General features: G+C 35.7%; 20 protein-coding genes. 12 read left to right on the top strand and 8 right to left on the bottom strand.

All coding sequences use genetic code 11. The annotated features are described in order from the left end of the window. Positions 1-116: 116 nt before the first annotated feature. On the bottom strand, positions 117-755 hold the full coding sequence (locus ACY651_RS14680; protein WP_462254060.1) for an LON peptidase substrate-binding domain-containing protein: 639 nt from the start codon (positions 753-755) through the stop codon (positions 117-119). Between the two features lie 74 nt (positions 756-829). Here ACY651_RS14680 and ACY651_RS14675 point away from each other — a divergent pair, with 74 nt between their 5' ends. Genes ACY651_RS14675 through ACY651_RS14655 form a run of 5 tightly spaced genes read left to right on the top strand, consistent with a single transcriptional unit; the run spans position 830 to position 4658 of the window. Beyond that, positions 830-1744 (top strand): glycosyltransferase family protein, encoded by a 915-nt coding sequence (locus ACY651_RS14675; RefSeq protein ID WP_462254058.1) that lies wholly within the window; start codon positions 830-832, stop codon positions 1742-1744. Between the two features lie 6 nt (positions 1745-1750). Further along, positions 1751-2569, top strand: a complete 819-nt coding sequence (locus ACY651_RS14670; protein WP_462254056.1) for a glycosyltransferase family 2 protein — start codon at positions 1751-1753, stop codon at positions 2567-2569. Between the two features lie 60 nt (positions 2570-2629). Next, the gene (locus ACY651_RS14665) at positions 2630-3427 is read left to right on the top strand and encodes a glycosyltransferase family 2 protein (protein ID WP_462254054.1); all 798 of its coding nucleotides are present in this window, start codon (positions 2630-2632) and stop codon (positions 3425-3427) included. A 41-nt stretch (positions 3428-3468) separates the two neighbouring features. Continuing rightward, positions 3469-4362, top strand: coding sequence for a methylmalonyl Co-A mutase-associated GTPase MeaB (meaB, locus tag ACY651_RS14660; protein WP_462254052.1), 894 nt, complete (start codon positions 3469-3471; stop codon positions 4360-4362). Further along, entirely contained in the window at positions 4362-4658 is a 297-nt protein-coding gene (locus ACY651_RS14655) for a CDGSH iron-sulfur domain-containing protein (RefSeq protein WP_462254050.1), read from the top strand. Before meaB ends, ACY651_RS14655 begins: the two co-directional genes overlap by 1 nt. A gap of 1 nt (position 4659) precedes the next feature. On the opposite strand, the gene ACY651_RS14650 is transcribed toward ACY651_RS14655, so the two are convergent. Both ACY651_RS14650 and ACY651_RS14645 read right to left on the bottom strand, forming a co-directional pair. Further along, complete coding sequence (locus ACY651_RS14650; RefSeq protein ID WP_462254048.1) at positions 4660-7074, bottom strand: zinc-dependent metalloprotease; 2415 nt, start codon at positions 7072-7074, stop codon at positions 4660-4662. Between the two features lie 88 nt (positions 7075-7162). Then, the gene (locus ACY651_RS14645; RefSeq protein WP_462254046.1) at positions 7163-7375 is read right to left on the bottom strand and encodes a hypothetical protein; all 213 of its coding nucleotides are present in this window, start codon (positions 7373-7375) and stop codon (positions 7163-7165) included. 122 nt (positions 7376-7497) lie between these two features. On the opposite strand from ACY651_RS14645, the gene ACY651_RS14640 reads away from it, so the two are divergent. Further along, a complete protein-coding gene (locus tag ACY651_RS14640) occupies positions 7498-8223 on the top strand; it encodes a tetratricopeptide repeat protein (protein WP_462254044.1) in 726 nt (241 codons plus the stop codon). Between the two features lie 9 nt (positions 8224-8232). Here the strand turns inward: ACY651_RS14640 and ACY651_RS14635 are convergent, their stop codons facing one another. The 3 genes from ACY651_RS14635 to typA all read right to left on the bottom strand — a co-directional run bounded on the left by ACY651_RS14635 (position 8233) and on the right by typA (position 11998). Beyond that, entirely contained in the window at positions 8233-9243 is a 1011-nt protein-coding gene (locus ACY651_RS14635; protein WP_462254042.1) for a hypothetical protein, read from the bottom strand. Continuing rightward, positions 9192-9986 (bottom strand): FkbM family methyltransferase, encoded by a 795-nt coding sequence (locus ACY651_RS14630; protein WP_462254040.1) that lies wholly within the window; start codon positions 9984-9986, stop codon positions 9192-9194. Before ACY651_RS14630 ends, ACY651_RS14635 begins: the two co-directional genes overlap by 52 nt. A gap of 200 nt (positions 9987-10186) precedes the next feature. After that, entirely contained in the window at positions 10187-11998 is a 1812-nt protein-coding gene (gene typA, locus ACY651_RS14625; RefSeq protein ID WP_462254038.1) for a translational GTPase TypA, read from the bottom strand. Between the two features lie 182 nt (positions 11999-12180). Between typA and ACY651_RS14620 the strand changes: the two genes are divergently transcribed. After that, positions 12181-13311 carry a tetratricopeptide repeat protein gene (locus ACY651_RS14620; RefSeq protein ID WP_462254036.1) on the top strand — a complete coding sequence of 377 codons (1131 nt, stop codon included), beginning with the start codon at positions 12181-12183 and terminating at the stop codon, positions 13309-13311. A 13-nt stretch (positions 13312-13324) separates the two neighbouring features. On the opposite strand, the gene ACY651_RS14615 is transcribed toward ACY651_RS14620, so the two are convergent. Continuing rightward, positions 13325-16432 carry a glycosyl hydrolase-related protein gene (locus tag ACY651_RS14615; protein ID WP_462254034.1) on the bottom strand — a complete coding sequence of 1036 codons (3108 nt, stop codon included), beginning with the start codon at positions 16430-16432 and terminating at the stop codon, positions 13325-13327. 164 nt (positions 16433-16596) lie between these two features. On the opposite strand from ACY651_RS14615, the gene ACY651_RS14610 reads away from it, so the two are divergent. Further along, a complete protein-coding gene (locus ACY651_RS14610) occupies positions 16597-17055 on the top strand; it encodes a methylglyoxal synthase (RefSeq protein WP_462254032.1) in 459 nt (152 codons plus the stop codon). Between the two features lie 11 nt (positions 17056-17066). Here the strand turns inward: ACY651_RS14610 and ACY651_RS14605 are convergent, their stop codons facing one another. Beyond that, positions 17067-18194 (bottom strand): acyltransferase family protein, encoded by a 1128-nt coding sequence (locus ACY651_RS14605; RefSeq protein ID WP_462254030.1) that lies wholly within the window; start codon positions 18192-18194, stop codon positions 17067-17069. 94 nt (positions 18195-18288) lie between these two features. Between ACY651_RS14605 and ACY651_RS14600 the strand changes: the two genes are divergently transcribed. From ACY651_RS14600 to ACY651_RS14585, 4 genes are all read left to right on the top strand, one after another. Continuing rightward, positions 18289-19656 (top strand): Gfo/Idh/MocA family protein, encoded by a 1368-nt coding sequence (locus tag ACY651_RS14600; RefSeq protein WP_462254028.1) that lies wholly within the window; start codon positions 18289-18291, stop codon positions 19654-19656. Positions 19657-19722: 66 nt separating this feature from the next. Further along, positions 19723-20817, top strand: a complete 1095-nt coding sequence (locus ACY651_RS14595) for an LBF_2804 family protein (RefSeq protein ID WP_462254026.1) — start codon at positions 19723-19725, stop codon at positions 20815-20817. Positions 20818-20884: 67 nt separating this feature from the next. Next, positions 20885-21172, top strand: a complete 288-nt coding sequence (locus ACY651_RS14590) for a hypothetical protein (protein ID WP_462254024.1) — start codon at positions 20885-20887, stop codon at positions 21170-21172. Positions 21173-21257: 85 nt separating this feature from the next. Next, positions 21258-22476, top strand: a 1219-nt coding sequence (locus ACY651_RS14585) for a DEAD/DEAH box helicase family protein (RefSeq protein WP_462254022.1), incomplete at its 3' end; no start/stop codon positions are given.

Below are 22476 nucleotides of genomic sequence, written 5' to 3'. Positions count from 1 at the left end.
TCAACTTTCAACTTTCAACTTTCAACTTTCAACTTTCAACTTTCAACTTTCAACTTTCAACTTTCAACTTTCAACTTTCAACTTTCAACTTTCAACTTTCAACTTTCAACTTTCAACTACAAGCTATCCAGCCCTTTTAAGTTTTTAAAATGCCCGTTCAGTTGCACTCTTTCTTTTAATGTTTCCATTTCGGCAATTACCGGTATTACTTTTTTTAAATGGCGTTTTAAATATTCCTGCCGCTGCAGTTCATGCATCAGTTGCAGCAACTCATATTCTTCGGTTAACGAAAGCCCTGCATGGTGCGCCACATCGTAACTCCATAATTCTTCATCAGGCTTTTTAAAATCTTTATTAATTTTCAGCAATTTATGCAACTCTCTTATTGCAATAACAATAGTTTGCATTAAAACCCTGTTACCAGTTTCAATATTTGCAGGATAATTTACAATGGCACCACTGTATAGTTTTTCTGGCAGCTGGTTAATTAATTCTAAGGTTGAAAATACTTCGAGGCCTTCTGTTTTTACATCCATTTTTCCATCATCGTACTCCGTGGTAATTTCAATTACTTTTACCAGTGTGCCCGTTTCGTTTATTTTATTATCAATTACCGGGGGAATGCCAAAAGGTTTTTTAGTTTCAAAACATTCTTTTATTAATTGCTTATACCTTGGCTCAAAAATATGCAGGTTAAGCTGCTCGCCGGGGTAAACCACAATGCCCAACGGAAATATCGGAATAAAATTTGTCAATTAAATATTTTTTAAACTTGTATTTTTACGGCAATCTCTTTAAACTAAATCAAAGATATAAACAACAAAAATAAATGCCCGAAAATAATACCATTAAAATTTCCGGATTCAGTTATGTAAGAAACGGCTTTACGTATGGCGTACCTTTTATTGAAGCTATAACATCCATTTTGCCCATATGCCACGAAATGATTGTTGCCGTTGGCGACAGTAATGACGGCACCAGGGAAGCAATAGCAAATTTAAAGAACGACAGAATAAAAATTATTGATACCGTTTGGGATATGAATTTGAGGGAAGGCGGAAAAGTTTTTGCACAGCAAACCAATATTGCTTTAGCGGCCATTGCGGGCAACTGGGCTTTTCACATCCAGGCAGATGAAGTGATACATGAAGCAGACTTACCAAAAATTGTAAGCGCTGTTGAAAAGGAAAATAATAATAAAGAAATTGATGGTTTTATTTTACCCTTTTTACATTTTTGGGCCGATTACAATCATATCAGAAATACCAGGAGGGTGCATAATAACGAAGTGCGGATTTTTAGAAACGATAAATTAATACAATCCTATAAAGATTCGCAGGGGTTCAGAAAATATAAATCTGTTGAAGGTTATAATGATGGAACCGATGCCGGTAAAAAGCTTGTGGTAAAAAAAATTGATGCCCCTGTTTATCATTACAATGGTGTACGCAACAGTAAAGTAATGCATACAAAAATTCAAAACTTTCAGTTGCATTACGGTAATATAATTGCCGATAATAAAGAAGAAGAAAATAATTTTGATTTTAATTGTGTTGACAGGGTAACAACTTTTACAAAAACCCATCCTGCGATAATGCAGGAAAAAATTAAGGCGCATAATTTTTCTTTTGTGCATGATACCTCTAAAGCCATTTGGAAACCTAAGGACAAATGGATACAGCCCATCGAAGATATTGTAGGTTTTAAATTTGGGGAGTATAAAAATTATATTTTAAAAAAATAACCCCTCATGCATTTAAGCGGCTGCAGCATTTTAATTTCTACTTACAACTGGCCCGGTGCTTTAGAACTTTGTTTATTAAGTATTTTGCAACAAACTGTTTTGCCTAACGAAATAATTATTGCTGATGATGGCTCGACCGATGAAACTAAAAATTTAATCGACAGCTTTAGAAAAAAAACTGTAACCCCCATAAAACATATCTGGCATAAAGATGATGGCTTTAGAAAAACCATTATCTCCAATGAAGCAGTAAGAAACAGCAATTACCCCTATATTATTCAAACGGATGGCGATATTATTTTGCATAAAAAATTTATTGAAGAGCATTTACAAAATGCTGAAGAAGGATTTTTTATACGGGGAAGCAGAATTTTATTAACCGAAGAGGTTACAAAAAATTATATACATACTAAAAATATAAAAGTTTCTTTTTTGTCAAAGGGAGTACAAAACAGGCTGAATGCGCTACACTCCCTAATATTATCTAAAATAATTTTAGCCTTTAGTAAAAAAACAAGCCCGGGTAATGTTATTGGCTGCAATATGTCTTTTTACAAAAATGATTTTATTAAAGTAAATGGGTACAATAATGATATTACTGGTTGGGGAAGAGAAGATGGTGAGTTGGCAGCAAGATTTATTAACAGCGGCATTTTAAAAAAGCAGGTAAAAAATTTAGCTATTGCCTATCATTTATTTCATGGGCACTTCAGCCGCAGCAGAGACGAAATTAATATGAACATTTTAGCTGAAGTAATTAATAAAAAAATTACTAGCTGTACAAATGGCTATAACAATATTAACCCGGTTACTATTAGCAGTTGATAGTTTTGGCTGCAATCATTTTAATACCTTTATAAAAATTTAATTCTGTAATTCATTTTAATGTCATCAAGCTCACTCATCATTTCTACCTATAACCGGCCGGGTGCATTGCAGTTAACTTTTAAAAGTTTACTGCAGCAGGTGCAATTACCCGATGAAATAATTATTGCCGATGATGGTTCTGCCAGTGATACAGAAAAAATAATTAATGAATTTAAAAGTAAGATTTCAGTACCTGTTAAACATATTTGGCACCAGGATAACGGTTTTCGTTTGGCAGCAATACGCAATAAAGCCATCGCTGCTGCCGCACATGAATATATAATTCAAATTGATGGAGACTTAATTTTACATCCCCAATTTATTCATGATCATATTGTTTTTGCAAAAGACGGTTCCTTCGTAACATCAAGCAGGGTTTTAATTAACCAGGAAAAAACAACAGCACTAATTAATGATGGTGCAATTGATGTAAGCCTCTTCTCTTCTTACACCGCTGATAAAGGAAACGGAATGCGTATTCCTTTTTTATGGAAATATTTTGAAGCCTACAAACGCTATAAAGAAAAAGCAAAAGTACGGGGCTGCAATATGGCTTTTTGGAAAAATGATTTTATTATCGCAAACGGATACGATGAAAGTTTTGTAGGCTGGGGCCATGAAGATATGGAGCTTGCAGCAAGATTTTTAAACAACGGGCTGATAAAACGATTTTTAAAATTTGGTGCCATTCAATACCATTTATATCATGCTGAAGCAGCTAAAACAAATGACAAAACTAATAAAGAAAAATTTTTTGATACAGAAAGAGAAATTAAAAAAAGATGCAGTAATGGCGTTGATAAATATTTGAGATAAACAAAATTGCACTTAAGCATAAAATAATATATTGCAGTATTATGTGGCAGCAATTAATTACAGATTTACAAAACGGAAATATTAAAGCATTATCACGTGCCATTTCTTTTGCCGAAAATGAAGTGGCGGGTTACGAAGAATTTTTACAGCAATTACCCAAAAATAATATCCCTGTAATTGGCATTACCGGGCCACCCGGTGCAGGCAAAAGTACACTCACAGATGCTTTAATTGAATTACTGGTTGCTGAGAAAAAAAAAGTTGCTGTGCTTTGTATAGATCCTTCATCGCCATTTAATTTAGGTGCTTTGTTAGGCGATCGCATTCGCATGAGTGAGTGGTACAATAACCCAAATGTATTTATCCGCTCATTGGCAACCAGAGGCTCCATGGGAGGGTTACATCCAAAAATTATTGAAATAAGCGATTTACTTAAAGCCGCATCTTTTGATTATATAATTGTAGAAACAGTTGGTGTGGGACAAAGTGAAGTTGAAATTGCAGGGCTTGCTGATGTAACTGTTGTGGTAGTGGTACCCGAAGCCGGCGACGAAGTGCAAACTATGAAGGCAGGACTGATGGAGATTGCAGACATTTTTGTGGTAAATAAAGCCGACAGACCCGATGCAGATACTTTTGTAAAAAATTTACGATTAATGCTTGCTCCTTCGTTCAGCAATCACACCGATGCTGTTCCTGTTATTAAAACAATTGCATCGCAAAAAAAAGGGATTGAAGAATTATTAGTTGCCATAAAATTCCATTTTCAACATTCAACATTAAATACAAAACGCATTTGGCTGCTTACAGAAAAAGCTTTTCATCTTATTGAACAAAAACGCATGAAAGACGTTAGTAAAGAAGATCTAAAAAATAAAATAGAAAAAGAAGGCAAGAATTTCAATTTATATAAATTTATTAAAAAATACTACTGATGGAAACGATACCTAATGTAAATCTGCCGCATATTGCAAAAAAAGAACCGGCAATGGTAAACGTTATACCAGGAAAAATTTACGCCTGGTGCACCTGCGGCCTAAGCGAAAAACAACCTTTTTGCGATGGTACACATAAAAGAATTGAACACTCAATCAATGAAAATGATGAGCCAGTACTGCCTTACAAAAGTTTAAAAGTTGAGTTTGAAAAAGAAGAAGAAGTTTGGTTTTGCCAATGCAAGCAAACCAAAACACCTCCTTACTGCGATGGCAGTCATAACAAACTAAAATAAATTAATCCCAATCGCAACCAATAGGTGCGCCGGGTGGCATGGCCGCATGAATGGTGGGCTTTGCTTTTTCGGGTGCCTTCATTCTTTCCAGCGCTAAAATAAAATTGCCGAGCAGTAATTTATCTGTTGTGTTTTTTTGTTGCAACTCAATATATTTTTTTAAATCGCTTAATGCTTTTTGTAAAATTGCTTTGGCAGCAAAAGAAGTATTATCATCAATACTAACAGCCAATAAATAAGTTAATACAATTTGCTGGGTTTGTTGCTGAATTAATTTTTCCATCCCTGTTGTTGCAGCAGCTTTCCAGGTTTTATTTATTAAGATATTGATCATTTCATTTAAGCCCAGGCCGCCATTAGCCACTTCGTATTGCACCATTCGGTTAATTCTTTCTGTATTAAATAAAATAGATAAAGGCAGATCGGCAGCAGTTTCTGCAGGCGAAAGTGCATCAAATGCAAGGCCGGTTCTCTTCTTAAATAATTCTCTTGTAAAATTGTAACCTGTTGGCCGTGGTGGAATTAATTTTACAATATCATCCGGCATTAATAAAAATTTGGGATCAATACAATCCATTATTGCATTCAATGCTTTTAATTGCTCTTCTTTTGATAATGGTTTTGTTACCAGTTGCCCATCGCCACGCAATGCATAAGTATAATTTAATCCACCCACTAATTTTGTTACTGCTTCTATTTGATAACGGTGGTATAAATACACCGGTACCAGCACATCTTCCAGCATTGCCATTGGCATGCCTTGGCGAATATTTTTTTCTCCAAATTTTTCCAGCGCTCTTTTTCTTATCTTAATTACTTCAGCTAATTCTGTTACAGCATCACTACCATTATCCCATAAATGTGCCGTGGGGTGTAAACCGCCTGCAGCTCTTGCATCACGGTCGCTAATAAATTGCAAACCTTTTTTTGCAGCATCGGTTAACATTTTATTTAATGCTGCTCCTTCATCTGTTGTTGCGGAAAAATTCTGGTAACCCCATGTTATGGCAACTTTATCCCATTCGCCAATTTTATCATCGTAAGCATTGCTCAAATCAATTTCGCCATTTGCATTCAGCCTTGCTAACGGATGCGGATAATCCATAACGCTGGCACGGTTATTTACACTGCTTGCATAATTATGCACCAGCCCCAATGTGTGGCCAACTTCGTGTGCAGCTAATTGCTTTAATCTTTCCAAAGCCATTTTCAACATTTTATCATCGGCAGTCATACCATTTTCAAATGGTGCCAGCAAACCTTGTGCAATTAAATAATCTTGGCGCACCCTTAGTGAACCGAGTGTTACATGGCCTTTAATAATTTCGCCGGTACGTGGGTCAACAACCGAAGCACCATAACTCCAGCCTCTTGTGGAGCGATGCACCCAATTAATAACATTGTAACGAACATCCATTGGATCGGCACTGTCTGGTAATATTTTTACCTGGAAAGCATTTGTAAAACCAGCAACTTCAAAAGCCTGGTTCCACCAGCCTGCACCCTCAAGCAATGCACTGCGTATAGGTTCGGGTGTACCATTATCTAAATAATAAATAATTGGTTTTACCGGCTCACTCATTACAGCATCAGGATTTTTCTTTTTTAAACGGTGGCGTATGATAAAACTTTTTTCTACCGGTTCGCTTACGGGTGTACTGTAATCAAAATAAGAAGTATTTATAAAACTGCTTCGGGCATCAAATTTTCTTGGTGTATAATTATTATCGGGCAATTGCACAAAAGAATGGTGCATGCGTAAAGTAATAGCTTCGGCTGCTGGTGTAACTGATTGTACAAAATTGCCCACGGTTCCATCTGCATTGGTTAATGTAATCGTAGCTTCAAGTTCTGTATTAAGCGGAAAATTTTTTGTGCGGTCTAAATAAATGGCCGAACGTGTTTTATCAAATGTATAACTGCCCTGCTGCGTTGCTTTAATTCTGTTGGCAACTCTCATGGCATCTCGTAAAATAAAATCAGTAACATCTACCAATACGGTATCATTAGTTTGTGCTTCCACGGTAAACCCCCACAATGCAGACTGGGCAAAGGATTGTTCTACTGCTCTTTTTTCGTTGGCATCTTTTGTAATGGCACGGTAGTTATAATTGGGTGCAATCATTAAAATTTTTCTGCCAACTTTAATAAACTTTAGAATTTTTGTTTCGCCGAGTAAACCACGGTCTAATCCAATATCATTAGAGCCAAGGCCTGCCGGCAATGATTGCTGGTATAAAATTTCGGTATTAAGTTTATTAATCTCCAACCATATTTTGCCGGAAGATTCTTCCCAATAAAAATTTAAAAAGCCTGCCTGCTTTTTCATGTCTTTTGTTTTCTCTTCAATTGCAGGAAGTTTTTGTGCAAAAGCAGCGAAAGAAAAAAACAGCAGGAGTATAAAAAGATATTTCATTTGCAGCGTTTTAGTATACACAAGATAATGGTAAAAGACGAATGGGCAAATGTGAATGGGTAAACAAAAGTATTGATGGAAAACAATATTATTTATTGCTTCTCCACCAGCGGTAACCAATAAAACCAACAATTGCAAAAGGTGCAGCCATTAAATATAAAATACCGCTGTTCATTCCCTTTGCAGGCTTTTCGCCCAATTGAGAAGCTGTTTTTGTACATACAGAGCACTGAGCATGTACTGCTGCACTAAAAAAACTAATGCAAAAAACTAGTAATAATATTTTGAAAATATTTTTCATTTAATACCGCAAAGTTAAGAAACAAAAGCCCTTTTTTGCCTTATTGTTTAACTAAATATTTTAAAAAAAACTGTTGCTGAAAGCCAAACTTGTTTTTACTTTGCCTAAAACATAATTACTGCATGTTTAAATATTTTTACACTTTTTCTATTGGTATTTTAATTACTGCTTTTACTATGGCTCAACCGCCAAAGCAAGCTATTGCATTCTACAAAACCGGGGTAAGGTTTCAGGAAAAAGGTATGTTTTATGAAGCCATTGCTGCTTATAAAAAGGCAATATCATTAAATAAAAAATACGACTCAGCTTATTTAAGAACAGGGGCGATTTACACAAAAATTAATAAAGCAGACAGTGCAATTATTATTTTAAAAAATGCAGTAAAGGTTATTCCCGATTTTTCAAAAGGATATATAGAGCTGGGAAATATTTACAGAGATATCAAAAGCAACCCCGATGAGGCTATTACTAATTATCTAAATGCATTAAAAACAGACAGTACCAATAAAGTAATTTTTTACAGTTTGGCCTGGTGCAATAATGCAAAAAAATATTACAGAGAAGCCATAAAATATGGTATTAAAGCCCTGGAGATTGATAATGATTATAAAGCGGCTTATAATGAGTTAGGGCATGCCTACCATCAGTTAAACGCAAATGAAGAATGCATTGCACAGTTTAAAAAAAACCTGGCTGTTTCGATAAATGATTTGCCACTGCTGTACACCGGCTTTTGTTATACTGAATTAAAACAGAAAGATGAGGCATTGAAAATTTATGAAGAGTTGAAAAAAATTAATGCCCGTATGGCTGAGGGTTTAAAGAGAAAAATTGATGCTATGCGGTAAGTTATTTCTTTAATTTATGAATAGCGTATTAATCCATTCTTTTAAATGATATTTTCTTCTCACCGTTTCATCAATTTCTTTGTAAGGTGTTTTAAAAAACCAATCTGGTATATTTATATTATCAGTATTAATTACAAAAATATTATTCTCCTCAAAAAAATCATAGTTTTTTATTTGCTTATTGTTGGTGATTAATTTCTTTTTTAAACCCAATGCCTCAAGCGCCCTGAAAGTAAGCCCACGCTGCTGCTCCTTTAATACTTCTAGTAAAATTGTTGATTGTGCAATTTCATTCAGCATTGTTTGGTAAGGGATTATTTGATGTACGGGCATTACGTCTTTGTATTTAAAAGGTATATCCTTGTAAATTTTAAGGGTATTTGCAATTCCTTTCGCATTTAAATACCGGCCTATCTTTTCTACTGTTGCAAGGCGTTTATCGTGAGATATAAGGCAGTAAACATTATCAGTAATTTTTGCAGTATTATCCTCGTAAAAATAAAAATTATTGAGTGGCAGAAATCCATATTTTTTGCAATCATCTGTATCAAAGCTATATATTTTATCAAAAAAATGTTTTATAGTGATTTTACGTGGGAAAAAAGTTACGCTATCCCAATAGTAAGCAATAAAATTTTTTGTTCTGGCTTTTAACAGTGCAAGCAATTCGTCATTTAGTAAATCGGGCCTTATAATTACAATCCTGTCGTAATAATTTTGTTGTTTATTAATTTGCTCTTTTACCTGGTTGTTAAAAAAAATAGGTTTTAAATTTATTTTTTTAAAAGTTTTTAAATAAAGATTTCTGGCTCTGTGAAAAATATTTTTATACCTGAATTTATCTTTAAACTCATTAAGGTCAATATAATCTATCTGCAAATCGGTAAGCAGTGCAAGTTCTTTTTGTACTACTTTAATTATACCCACACTATCCGGAGCAAGAAATAGAATTTTTTTCATGGTAAAACTTAATTGTGCCGGTAAGCAAATATATTTATAGCCATATCCATATTCTGGCATGCCAGGTCTTTATCAATAAAAGGGCTTCTTCGTGAAAAAGATTGTTTAAGATGATACCGGAAACCATTTTGTTTCAACAGCTGCAATAAATCTTCCAAATGCTGTTCTTCATTTATATAACTGTGATATTCCACAAAAATATTTTCAACGTTTTTTAAAAGTGCTTCGCAGCTTTTTAATACCCGGTATTCCGAACCTTCTATATCCATTTTAAGAAAATCAATTTTATCTTTTAAATAATCGGCAAGCATTACTGTTTCCACTAAAGCAGGCTCCTGGTTTTTATATACATTAGTTACACTTCCTCCCATTCCCTTATCTGTAAAAAATTTTAATGTGGTCACTTCGTCCCAAACTGCTTTTTTATGCAGTGTTACATTTTTTAAATTATACGTAGTTACATTATTTTGTAAAACAGGAAATATTGCTTCTTCAGGCTCAAAAGCAATAATTTTTGCTGAAGGATATGCTTTTGAAAAGTAATAAACACTCAACCCCATATTGGCACCGCAGTCAATTATCAATGGATTTTTTGAAGCAGTATTAAACTCGTAAATTTTATCTTGTATAATTTCTTCATAAGATGCATGAAAACTTCTTGCATCATGAAATTGAAATTTATTGCCTTCAACGTCCGCATAACCGCTTACTCCATAAGGTTGCTTTTCCATTTCATCTAATTCTTCTGCGTTAAAATATTTTTCAATATTTTTTTTATCTTTCTTTTTAAAAAAACTTAGCATAATAATTTTTATTTTTAAGTAGGCAGTAAAAGATGTTGTTTGCAGGCGGATTTTTTATAATTATTAATTAAATAAAAGGCAACAGTTGAATATCTATACTGCAAAATAATACATAATTATTTTACTCTAACAACAAACAGATTATGCAAATGAAAAAACCCGGAAGTATCAGTTCCGGGTTTATAAATATTTATACAATTTTAAACTGCTTCAGTCTTCATTTGTTTTGAAACCCTTGAGCGTTCGTTTTCGTCTAAAATTACTTTACGCATACGAATGCTTTTGGGTGTTACTTCAATACATTCGTCCTGCTGAATATATTCCATACACTCTTCTAAAGTCATCATAATTTTAGGAGCTGCACGGCTTGCATCATCACTGCCACTGGCACGGTGGTTAGTTAATTTTTTAGGCTCGGTTGCATTTACATTTAAATCGCCTGGCTTAATATGCTCGGCAATTATCTGGCCAGCGTAAACTTCTTCACCCGGGTCAACAAAAAACCTTCCCCTGTCCTGTAGTTTATCAATTGAGTATCCGGTAGTTTTTTCTGTGTTTTTAGAAAGTAATACGCCATTGCTTCTTCCGGGTATTACACCTTTCCACGGACGGTATTCAATAAATCGATGTGCCATAACGGCTTCGCCTGCTGTACCTGTTAACATTGTGCTACGCAAACCTATTAACCCTCTTGATGGAATTTCAAATTCTAAATGCTGCATTTCGCCTTTGCTTTCCATGATGATCATTTCACCTTTGCGCTGCGTAACCAAATCAATTACTTTACCACTGTATTCTGCAGGTACGTCCACCACTAAATTTTCATAAGGTTCATTTCTTTTACCATCAATTTCTTTTACCAGTACCTGCGGATTACCTACTGTTAACTCAAACCCTTCTCTACGCATGGTTTCAATTAATATTCCCAGATGTAAAATACCACGTCCAAAAACTAAAAAGCTATCTGCACCATCAGTATCTTCTACACGAAGCGCTAAGTTTTTTTCTGTTTCTTTCATCAACCTGTCACGCAAATGGCGGCTGGTAACAAACTTACCTTCTTTACCAAAAAATGGTGAGTTATTAATACTGAACATCATACTCATTGTAGGTTCATCCACACTTATCACTGCTAATGCTTCCGGAAACTCTGCATCGCAAATAGTATCTCCAATATTAAAAGATTCTAAACCAACAATGGCACAAATATCGCCAGCAAAAACTTCTGTAGCTTTCTTTTTACCCAAAGCTTCAAAAGTATATAGTTCCCTCACTTTACTTTTTACCAGTTTACCATCGGCCTGTACCATTACAATATTCTGCCCTTCTTTAATACTGCCACGGGCAACTCTTCCTATAGCTATACGGCCCAAAAAGGCTGAATAATCTAAAGATGTAATTTGCATTTGTGTGGTGCCTTCGTTAACTTTTGGCTCGGGTACATGCTCTAAAATAGCATCCATCAAAGGAAAAATAGTATCGGTTGGTGTAATTGAAGTATTCATCCAGCCCTGTTTGCTGCTGCCGTAAATGGTAGGAAAATCCAACTGATCTTCAGTTGCATCCAAGTTAAAAAATAATTCAAATACTGCATCATGCACTTCATCAGGTCTGCAGTTTTCTTTATCTACTTTATTAATAACTACAATTGGTTTTAAACCTAATTGCAAAGCTTTTTGCAGTACAAATCTTGTTTGGGGCATTGGCCCTTCAAAAGCATCAACTAATAACAATACCCCATCAGCCATTTTTAAAACCCTTTCCACTTCTCCGCCAAAATCACTGTGACCAGGAGTATCTATTACGTTAATTTTATAGCCTTTATAAGTAACTGATACGTTCTTGCTAAAAATAGTAATGCCTCTTTCTCTTTCCAGATCATTATTATCCATTATCAGTTCGCCAGTTTCCTGGTTATCCCTGAAAATGTTAGTGCTATGCAAAATTTTGTCAACAAGGGTGGTTTTACCATGATCTACGTGGGCAATAATGGCGATGTTACGAATATTCATTGTGATGATTGTTGTGGTAAAGTATTGTAAACCAATACGGTTATAATCTATACCCTTTTTTTTTGAGGTGCAAAGGTACGGCAAATAAACGGTCTTTCCTTATTAAATAGCAATGAAATTAAGTGTTACTGGGTATTGCAAATGATTGCTGCCTGGTATAATTTTATGGTAAAACTTATTTTATGTTACGCTTATTTACAACAGCCTGTTTATTCGTTTTTATTTGTACTAATGCCGCTGCACAATTAACTGCCAAAGAATGGTTTAATAAAGGTGTAACCTTAAACGATGTAGCTGATAATGCAACAGCTGTAAAAGCATTTGAAAAGGCTATTAAGTTAGATGCCCAATATGCAGATGCTTATTACAGGTTAGGGTGGACACATAATGAACTGGGTGCTTATGACAAAGCAATTGAACACTTAAAAAAGGCCGTAGAATTAAAAAAAGATTATGCTTTTGCTTTGCAGGAAATGGGTTATTCATACAAGAAAAAAGAGAATTATACTGATGCACTTAATTATTTTAATAAAGCCATTATTGCAAAACCTGATTATGCAACGGCTTATAAACAATTAGGTGATGTGTACATTAAATTAAAAAGAGGAACAGAAGCTGCTACCGCATTCGAAAAAGCATATAACCTGGATAATAAAAATGAAGGTGCCTGTTATGAACTGGGTTACTGGTACAACCAAAATAACAATTTTGAAAAAGCATTGGAATGGCTTAACAGGGCTGCTGCAATAAAACCAACAGTTAGTACTTATAACGAAATTGGTTTTGCAAAGTATAAACTTTTAAAAAACGACGAATCGATTGCTGCATATAAAAGCGCACTGCTTATTAATGCCGGTAACGGAACAGCTTATAAAGGTATAGGTGATGTGTACAGAAAAAATTATACCCCGGCTAAAACAACTGAAGCAATTGAAAATTACAGAAAGGCTATTATCAATAACCCTAAAAGTGCCGGCTCTTACTTTGGTTTAGGGTGGTGCTTTAACGAGTTGGGTAAGTACGACAGCTCTATTGTAATGCTGAAAAAAGTTATAGAACTGGATGGCACTTTTATAGCTGCCTATACCGAACTTGGGTATGCCCAATACATGAAAGGATTTTACACCGATGCTTTAAATACTTTTAATAAAGTAATTGGCATTGATGCAAAAGTAACACTGCCACGCTATTATAAAGGCTTTGTTTATGTTGCCCAAAAAGACAAAGCCAATGCCACAAAAATGCATGAAGAACTTAAACCGTTGGATAAAAACCTGGCTGATAAATTATTAATTAAAATAAATGCATTGTAGTTTATTTATAAAATTATTGTTTTATAAAACCTTTTATATATTTTTTATCGCCTGCTGTTAAAGAAAAAATATATTCGCCAGCCGGTAAATCTTTTAATGAAAGGGAGTAATAATTATTTCCTCTTTCAAACAATGGTGGTGCAACAGTTTTTACCACTACACCTGCCGAATTAATTACAGCTATATTACAACGGGTTTTCTTATCCAGTAAAAAATTTATTTTTAAAACATCGGCAACCGGATTAGGATATAATAAAAGATCTGAAGCTTCTTTACCCGGCCGGATTATGATAGTAAACGAATAACTGAAACTATTATCTGCATTTATAATTTTTAAGCGATAATAATATGCGGAGGTAGTATTTATGTTATGATCTTTAAAATCATAACTATTCCCAATCTCCGATTTTGATGGCACAATAGCAATTCCTGCAAATTGCTGTCCGTCACTACTTCTCTCTAATTCGTATTTTTTTATATTAATTTCATTGGCAGTTTTCCATTTTAAAACATTTAATTGCTGTACTTTTTCGCCAGTAAATGATGTTAACTCTAAAGGTAAAGCAGCTGTAAATAATTTTACCCTGTAAGTTTTCATTTCATTTTGCCCAATAGCAGCCTGCAAATCTTTGCCACTAAAAGAATTGCTGTTCATATTGGTCTCCACATGTGTGGTACGCATTGCTTCGTTTATAGGCAAATTAAAAGTAAGGTTGGTGGCCACATCTGTATTATTTAAATTCCACACCCTGGTTATAATACCATTATCGCTTCCTTCTTCTGCAGGTTTTACTGCCCATATTACTGCCCCTGCATTATTGATACTTAGATAGGAATATTGATTGAATGGCAAAAAGCTGGTTTGATTATTAATAGTACCGCACACCATAAAGTTTTGATGCTCCAGTGCATTTTTCATTTCAGAGGCAGCATTGTAATTTGTATGTGTTGTTATTGCAAAGCGCTGGTTGAATAGTTGATCTCCGCCCTGGTTGTTGATGCCGATACCGTCAATTTTACCACCGGCTAAAATATTTAATTGGGCACTGTTTTGATCCAAAAAGGTAGTGTTGCTGTTACCCAAATTCATAAAGTAACAATCCTGGTTAGAGAGTGTAACACCATAATTAGTTTCATTTACACTGGCAAAATGATTAAGCGTATTCCAATCATACCTTGCGTTTTGCGTGGCATAATTACCGGGGTTAGCAGCATTGCTGGTTAGCTTTGCTTTAATTACTGCGCCTGTTTCTTCATGCCAAACTTCGGCTGATGAAATATTAAAAGAATAGCTCCAGGTTCTGATGGAATTAAACCCTTCTGTTATCTGGTTATCAATTTCTATACGGGGAACGTTTTTGAACAATGTTATTCTGGTGCTGTGTGCCAAAGGAGCTGCACTTGTTGTGGTAAGAATAGTAATTGTAACCGGGCCGTTATTTTCTACAACAGCTGTTCCGTTATTTGCCAATCCGGTACCAAGGTCATTAATATATTTACCATTTGTTAATGCGGCTATATTTCTGTTGCTGTTTTGTTTATCAATTATACTGGTTAATACGCCCTGGTTAGTATAAGTAATTCTAAAAAAATCATTTTCAACAATATTGCCGGTGTTAGTGCCGGCGTTAGAAAAAACTACTGAACCCGGGCCATTTCGTATTTCATAAACTTTATAGCCTAAAGATGGAATATTTGCTGCTGCAATCCTTAAATAATTTACACCGTTTTTTGTTACCATTTGAAAAGGTACTTCTGTATTGGCACTTACATCATACACATGAATATTTGTACTTCCGCTATATGCATAATCTGCATAATCGGTACGGCTCCATCCTAAAGGGTTAAACGCAAAAAAACGTATGTTAGCCGAACTGTTGGTTATAAGATTACCAAGGTTATTTTTAGCAAGGTTGTACAGCTGATCTGTATAGGAAGAAAAACTGGTTTCAAGCCTGCGTTGAAAAGCATTACGTTCTTCCAGGCTAACGGTACCGGCAAAACCAAAATCATGTTCCCAGTATAATCCCAGTGCTGTCCAGGCCTCTTTTTTTGCAATGTCTAACGAAACAGCAAATGTGGGATTGTATTTAATTACAATTGCAGCCATTGCCTCTGCAGCCCGTAATTTTTCAAGCGATCTTTTCATTTTTGCACTCACTTCGGCAATGGATGCACATGCAAGATCCCATTCGTTTCCGAAAGTTTGGGTTACATTAGGCAATGCTGCTCCATAAGTATTTTCAAAATCTCTAAAAAAATCAACTTCGTTAGATACAATTATTTGTTGACTTGCATTAGTATTTGCCTGCGCCGCAGCAACCAGGTTATCACTTGTTGTTTGAAGATCATCCCAACCTACTCCAAAACCTGCTGCAATATTAAAAGGGTACAAAGTTGTATTGCATTTTGCTGCCAGGTTACTAATGGCGGTATTTGCAAATCTAGCTTCGCCATAACCACCAAGGTCTGCATTTTGCCCTGGCCCCTGCAGGTTGTACCATTTTAATAAGATCTTATTGGTATCAATACCTTTATACCAGTATATTTCATTTTGCCTGTTAGTTAAATTTGTAACCAATGTGTAACAATCGCATACGCCATGCCAGCAATATTTTGCACCAGCACCTTTCCAAAGTGATGAAAGGCCTAACGGTAAAGTTTGATTTTCAACAGCAATGGCCATATCAAAATCAAGATTATACCTTCTTTCCAAATCGCCTGCGTAATACATACCACGTAAGGCAGCTTCGGCCGGCACAGCACCATAAGTTACTATTAAAGGGGAATAAGGAACAGTAATTTGCCCACTCCTGATCTGGTCTATTAGTTTATTGAACTGGGCAGCCGATCTGTTTTTTTCATAAACTGAAACCCAAAAAGATCCATCGCAGTTCCATTTACTGCGGTATGGTGCCGGATTAGTTGCAGTTGTTTCGTTATAGTTTATCCACCAATCCAGCATTTGTAAAAATGCTGTTTGGTAACCTGCTTCATTTGCAGCCCACATATAATCTGTATGATCATCGTTTGACAGATAAATACGCTTTTGCTGGGCACTTACAGAAAGTTGCAAAAATAATAATACAATAACCCCTAACTTAGTAGATGTTCTATTCATAATGTTGATTGAAAGTGCCTGAACTTAAATTTTTTGAGTACTAACCAAAAAACACAATTTGGTTGCTTAAGGGGAAACGGTTTTATAATAGAATAGGGTGAAGGAACTGCAAACCTATGTTTTTTTTTTGACTAAACCATACCTGCGTTTATAAAATAGTAATTATGAAAGAAGTAAGAAAAATTGGTACAAGAAAACGAATTGCGTTAGTGGCACATGATAATAAAAAAGCAGATTTGATTGAGTGGGCTGAACATAATAAAATTGTACTGGCCCGGCACGAACTTATTGCAACCGGTACCACCGGTAAATTATTAGAAGAAAAATTGGACCGGCCTGTAAAGAAAGTGCTTAGCGGCCCATTGGGTGGCGACCAGCAAATTGGTGCCATGATTGCCGAAGGAAAAATTGATGTGCTTATATTTTTTTGGGACCCTATGGAAGCACAGCCACACGACAGCGATGTAAAAGCTTTATTAAGATTAGGTGTTGCCTGGAATATTTTGCTGGCATGCGACAGGGCAACGGCAGATTTTATTTTAACCTCGCCATTAATGCATCTGGATTATGAAACACAAATACCTGATTACAGCGGGTATTTAAAAAGAAAAGTAAGCCGCTAATTTATTCATCGCTAAACCCTGATGTATATTTTTCGTTTATCTAAAAAATAACCCACTAACCAGCAAAACAGCATAAAGAAAATTGCAAAAAGAAAAGAGCCAAGGTATGCCCCTGCATGCAGGAAAATATTGTTATAGACCCATTGATAAAAAGAGATGTTATTATTTACACTGAAAAAGTTTAATAAAATTGCCGCTAATTCCGAAAGCAAATAAATAAATAAAGGGTTACGGCCAAACACTTCAAAAAAATATGTCCACCCGGTTTTATGTTTAAAGTTGATGATATAAATAATAGCTGCAATAATTATACAATCGAGCCCAACAGTGTGTAAAACAAAACTACTGGTCCATAATTTTTTATTTATAGGAAAACTTAAACCCCAGCAGTAAGCTATAAAAACCAACACCGCTCCGCTAAGCAATAAAACTGTTAATCCTTCGTAAGTATTTCCTTTTTGCTGAATGTATTTTCCCACCACATAACCGGCAACAACATTGGCAACACCGGGTATAGTACTCAGCAATCCTTCTGGGTCAAAAGCTACGCCCTCACCATGATACAAATGTTTTTCTCCCAGCAACCATCTGTCTAAAATTGAACCTGCATTGTTTTGCAAACCCAATGGATCGTTTGCATCACCCAATGTATATAACAGTATCCAATAGCCCAACAAAAACAGTACACTTATTACAACTGCGGGTTTTGGTTTGCAATAATAAACTATCAGCGATGCTATGCCATAACAAAGTGCAATACGCTGCAGCACACCAAAAACCCTTGTTTCTGCAAATGGAGAAAAAATAAAATTTCCTGCAATATCTCTTTTAACAAAAGGAAACCAGTACATAAGGTAACCCAGTAAAAAAATGATACAGGTTCTTTTTAATATTTTCCACAGTACTTTATTTTGAGAAAGTTTTTGCCACCTGGGCATTACAAAACTCATTGCATTACCCACAGCAAATAAAAAAGAAGGAAATACCAAATCGGTGGGTGTAAAGCCATGCCATTTTGCATGCAGCAGTGGCGAGAAAGTGGTAGCCCCATTGCCCGGCGTATTTACAATTATCATAAAGCAGATCGTCATTCCTCTAAATACATCAAGAGCGGTAAAACGTGGAGCAGTTGCAGTCATAAAAAATATTGTGGTGTACAAAATAATCATTTTTTATTACCCATTAAACATTTGTAACTTTAAGTATCTTCTTTAAAACTTAAATTTCTTGCTTATGCAAAAGCGTTGGAACCGCCGCGATGCCATCCGGGCATTAGGTCTTTCATTTGGAACTGCAGCATTGCCTTTTTCCGGCTGGGCTTTTGATGAAAACAAACAACCCATATTATTGCCGCAAAAAAAATTGCAGTTAGATAAACCGGTTACAGCAATTACCTGCGGTGCCGGTAACAGGGGCAATGTTTACGGCGGCTACTCGTTGCAGTATGCTGACCAGCTAGACATTATTGGCGTGGCAGAACCCATTGCCATACGCAACGAACGGTATGCAAAAAAACACAACATAAAAGATGAAAACCGTTTTAATACCTGGGAAGATGTTTTTAAAAAACCAAAATTTGCCGATGCAATAATTATTACCACTCCGGATAATTTGCACTACGGGCCCTGCATGAAAGCGTTGGCCATGGGTTATGATGTACTATTAGAAAAACCCATTTCTCCCAGCGAAAAAGAGTGCCGTGAAATTTTAGCCTTAGCAAAAAAAACCGGACGCATTGTTGCCGTATGCCATGTGCTTCGTTATGCGCCATACTTTGTTAAATTAAAAGAAATTATGCAAAGCGGCGTGCTGGGTGAGATTGTGAGCATGCAACATTTGGAGCCGATTGAACACATACACATGAGCCACTCTTATGTAAGAGGCAATTGGCACAACAGCAAAGAAACTACACCGATAATTTTAGCAAAGTCGTGCCACGATTTAGATATATTAAGATGGATGATAAATAAACCCTGCAGCCACATACAGGCATTTGGAGATTTAAAATGGTTTACCAAAAAAAATGCACCGGAGGGCAGTACACCCCGTTGCACTGACGGGTGCAAAGTAGAAAGTAAATGCCCTTACTCTGCTTTAGATATTTATTACCGTAAGCGCCAGCGTAATCATGTTTTTGATTTACCGGATGATAAAGACAAGCAGGCAGAATTTGTTTTAGAAAAATTAAAAACAACTAACTATGGCCGTTGTGTTTACCAAATGGATAACGACCAGCCCGATCATTACACCACCAATATTTTATTTGATGGCGGATTAACTGTTTCGTTTTCTATGGAAGCATTTACCTCTTACGAAGGCAGAAGAACGAGGGTGATGGGAAGCTTGGGAGATGTGGTGGGTGATATGAGTTCTTTTACGATGACTGATTTTTTAACCGGCAAAAAAACAGAATGGAAACAGGATACCGACGGACATGGCGGCGGCGACTGGAGATTGGTAACTGACTGGATAAATGCTATATCTAAAAAAGATGCCTCTTTACTTTCATCCACAATTGATGCTTCTATTGAAAGCCATGTAATGGGTTTTATGGCGGAAGAAAGCAGGAAGAATAAGAAGGTGATGGAAGTGAAGTTGTAATTATATATAAGTTCCATCAAATAATAATTTGAATTTAATATTCAATAATTCAGGTATTTTGCATACGTGAAGCCTATCTACAATTTATTTTACAATTTACTTCCTGTAAAAAAAGTTAACGCAGACAGCCAGCTTTTTTTATTAACCGAAGATGAAATAAAAAACATCCGCCGCAAAGAAACTATTGCAGTTTGGCTGGCAGCTTTTATTGGCGCTATGGGTGTGGTGTTATTATACTTACCCCAATATGTTTATCCCGGCTTTTTCAATAATACACCGGTAATACTTTTTGGCAAAAAATTTATTTTACCTGTTACTTTAATTGTTTACACTATCATTTTAGTAATAATAGAAATTTTATTGCTTACGCTTTTAAATATTTGGTGTGCACACGAAGTGGCGGTTGCAACAGGGTTTTTAAATTACCAGTTAAAAAAAGAGAAGAGAAATTTACTCATCAATATCAGTCTTGAAAAAAAGAACAAAGAAATTTTACAATACGGCATTGATCCTTTGCAGGGCATCAACAAAAAAGCACTGCTGGCCTGGAATTTTCTTTTTATTTTAAAAGCAACCCTCAGCAATATGCTGTTTAAAATTTTTATACAAAGAGCATTGGGCCGCTATGCTATAAAAGCGGTACAGGATTTTGCCGGTATCCCCATTTTTGCATTATGGAATGCTTATGGTACCAAAGTAATTTTAAAAGAAGCCCGGATAATTATCATGGGACAAAACCTTATTGAAGATATTTGCAAACGTATAAGAAAAGATCAGCGGCCAACAGATGCTTTTAAAATTTTACTGTACGATACGCTGCAATACATCGCCATAAGCAAAAGAGATTTTCACCAAAATCATTTTTTTCTTACCAAAAATTTATTTGACATTTATAGTATACTGCCAAAAGAAAAACATTTGCTGGAAGATGATTATTACAAAAAATTACAAGCCGCAGAAAAAGAAGAAAGAGAAGTTTGCCAGTTATTAATTACTGTAGGTTTTTTACTGGATGGCCGTTTATCGCTGCATGAAAAAGGGCAAATAAAAGAGTTACAGGCTGAAGGACTTTTAGATGTAAACACTGCCGAAATAAAAAAATACCAGCAGGATTTTTTAAATGGCAAGGGAATTGAGGGATTGATAAAGAAATATATTTAACAAAACTCTTAGAGGGTTTAATAAAACCACTAAGAGAAACAAACCGTTTCAAAACCCTCCAAGAGATATGATACAAAAAGAAGAAAAAATATTTGTACCCAATATTGCCCTTTGTATCCTTATGGATGTAATTGGTATGGCCACTTATGCATTTCCTGGTTTAGCAGAATTTATTGATATTGTTTGGGCCCCGATTTCGGGATTAATTTTTTATAAATTATTTGGTGGTAAGTTTGGGCAGATTGGTGGCGCCTTAAATTTTTTGGAAGAAATAATTCCTTTTACCGATGCAATCCCTTCTTTTACTATTGCATGGTTTATCAGAAAAAATCAGGCGGATAAATTGGTTAAATAAGCTGCCAATATAATTATTTATTTAAAAACTATTACAGCAGATTCGCAACCCTTCAATAAGCTTTTGTAAATTGCAATCTATTATTATGCAATTCAAACTAAACTCATCATATTCCCCGGCAGGCGATCAGCCACAGGCTATTCAGCAGCTTACCGAAGGTTTATTAAACGGCGAACGTTATCAAACTTTATTAGGCGTTACCGGCAGCGGTAAAACTTTTACCATGGCCAATGTTATACAAAATGTACAACGGCCGGTGTTGGTATTAACGCATAACAAAACATTGGTGGCGCAATTGTACGGCGAGTTCAAACAATTTTTTCCTGATAATGCGGTAGGTTATTTTGTTAGTTATTACGATTACTACCAGCCCGAAGCTTACATGCCTGTAAGCAATACTTATATAGAAAAAGACCTGAGCATTAATGAAGAGTTAGATAAATTAAGGTTACAGGCCACTGCACAATTACTCAGTGGCCGCAGAGATATTATTATTGTGGCCAGCGTAAGTTGTATTTACGGTATGGGCAATCCAACCGATTATGAAAATGGAATTATCAGGATTACACAGGGCCAACAAATTTCCCGCCAGGGATTTTTACATGCCTTAGTAAACAGTTTATACAACAGAAGCGAAGGCGATTTTATAAGAGGAACGTTTCGTGTTAAAGGCGATACCATCGATATTAATTTACCTTATGTAGATTTTGGTTACCGTATTACTTTTTTTGGTGATGAAATTGAAACGATTGAAACCCTGGAACTCAGCAGCGGCAAACGCATCAGCAGTGTGGAGAATGCGGCTATCTTCCCTGCAACTTTATATGTGGCACCAAAAGATATGCTTCAACAGGTTATACATGAAATACAGGATGAAGTGGCAGCGCAGGAATTGTATTATAAAAATTCCGGAAAATATATTGAAGCACAACGGATAAGTGAAAGGGTGAATTACGATTTGGAAATGATTCGTGAATTGGGTTATTGCAATGGTATAGAAAACTATTCAAGATTTTTTGATCGTCGCGTGCCGGGAACCAGGCCTTTCTGTTTGCTCGATTATTTCCCTGAAGACTTTTTATGTGTAATCGACGAAAGTCACCAGACCATTCCACAGGTGAGTGGTATGTATGGCGGTGACAGGAGCCGTAAACTCGTTTTGGTTGATTATGGTTTTCGTTTGCCATCTGCATTAGACAACCGGCCCTTGAATTTTAATGAGTTCGAATCATTACTGAACCAAACCGAGTTTACGGCTCCTGTCACCGCCATACATACCACTCACCTGCGGAATGGTTTTATGG

Source organism: Ferruginibacter sp., from assembly GCF_031391665.1.
Classification (GTDB): Bacteria; Bacteroidota; Bacteroidia; order Chitinophagales; family Chitinophagaceae; genus Ferruginibacter.
This window is presented reverse-complemented; position numbering and strand designations above follow the sequence as displayed.

What these genes read in the sequence shown, in the direction of transcription:
- ACY651_RS14675 (WP_462254058.1), top strand. Translation starts at nt 830, where the DNA reads ATGCCCGAAAATAATACCATTAAAATTTCCGGATTCAGTTATGTAAGA.
- ACY651_RS14670 (WP_462254056.1), top strand. Translation starts at nt 1,751, where the DNA reads ATGCATTTAAGCGGCTGCAGCATTTTAATTTCTACTTACAACTGGCCC.
- ACY651_RS14665 (WP_462254054.1), top strand. Translation starts at nt 2,630, where the DNA reads ATGTCATCAAGCTCACTCATCATTTCTACCTATAACCGGCCGGGTGCA.
- meaB (WP_462254052.1), top strand. Translation starts at nt 3,469, where the DNA reads ATGTGGCAGCAATTAATTACAGATTTACAAAACGGAAATATTAAAGCA.
- ACY651_RS14655 (WP_462254050.1), top strand. Translation starts at nt 4,362, where the DNA reads ATGGAAACGATACCTAATGTAAATCTGCCGCATATTGCAAAAAAAGAA.
- ACY651_RS14650 (WP_462254048.1), bottom strand. Translation starts at nt 7,074, where the DNA reads ATGAAATATCTTTTTATACTCCTGCTGTTTTTTTCTTTCGCTGCTTTT.
- ACY651_RS14645 (WP_462254046.1), bottom strand. Translation starts at nt 7,375, where the DNA reads ATGAAAAATATTTTCAAAATATTATTACTAGTTTTTTGCATTAGTTTT.
- ACY651_RS14640 (WP_462254044.1), top strand. Translation starts at nt 7,498, where the DNA reads ATGTTTAAATATTTTTACACTTTTTCTATTGGTATTTTAATTACTGCT.
- ACY651_RS14635 (WP_462254042.1), bottom strand. Translation starts at nt 9,243, where the DNA reads ATGCCAGAATATGGATATGGCTATAAATATATTTGCTTACCGGCACAA.
- ACY651_RS14630 (WP_462254040.1), bottom strand. Translation starts at nt 9,986, where the DNA reads ATGCTAAGTTTTTTTAAAAAGAAAGATAAAAAAAATATTGAAAAATAT.
- typA (WP_462254038.1), bottom strand. Translation starts at nt 11,998, where the DNA reads ATGAATATTCGTAACATCGCCATTATTGCCCACGTAGATCATGGTAAA.
- ACY651_RS14620 (WP_462254036.1), top strand. Translation starts at nt 12,181, where the DNA reads ATGTTACGCTTATTTACAACAGCCTGTTTATTCGTTTTTATTTGTACT.
- ACY651_RS14615 (WP_462254034.1), bottom strand. Translation starts at nt 16,432, where the DNA reads ATGAATAGAACATCTACTAAGTTAGGGGTTATTGTATTATTATTTTTG.
- ACY651_RS14610 (WP_462254032.1), top strand. Translation starts at nt 16,597, where the DNA reads ATGAAAGAAGTAAGAAAAATTGGTACAAGAAAACGAATTGCGTTAGTG.
- ACY651_RS14605 (WP_462254030.1), bottom strand. Translation starts at nt 18,194, where the DNA reads ATGACTGCAACTGCTCCACGTTTTACCGCTCTTGATGTATTTAGAGGA.
- ACY651_RS14600 (WP_462254028.1), top strand. Translation starts at nt 18,289, where the DNA reads ATGCAAAAGCGTTGGAACCGCCGCGATGCCATCCGGGCATTAGGTCTT.
- ACY651_RS14590 (WP_462254024.1), top strand. Translation starts at nt 20,885, where the DNA reads ATGATACAAAAAGAAGAAAAAATATTTGTACCCAATATTGCCCTTTGT.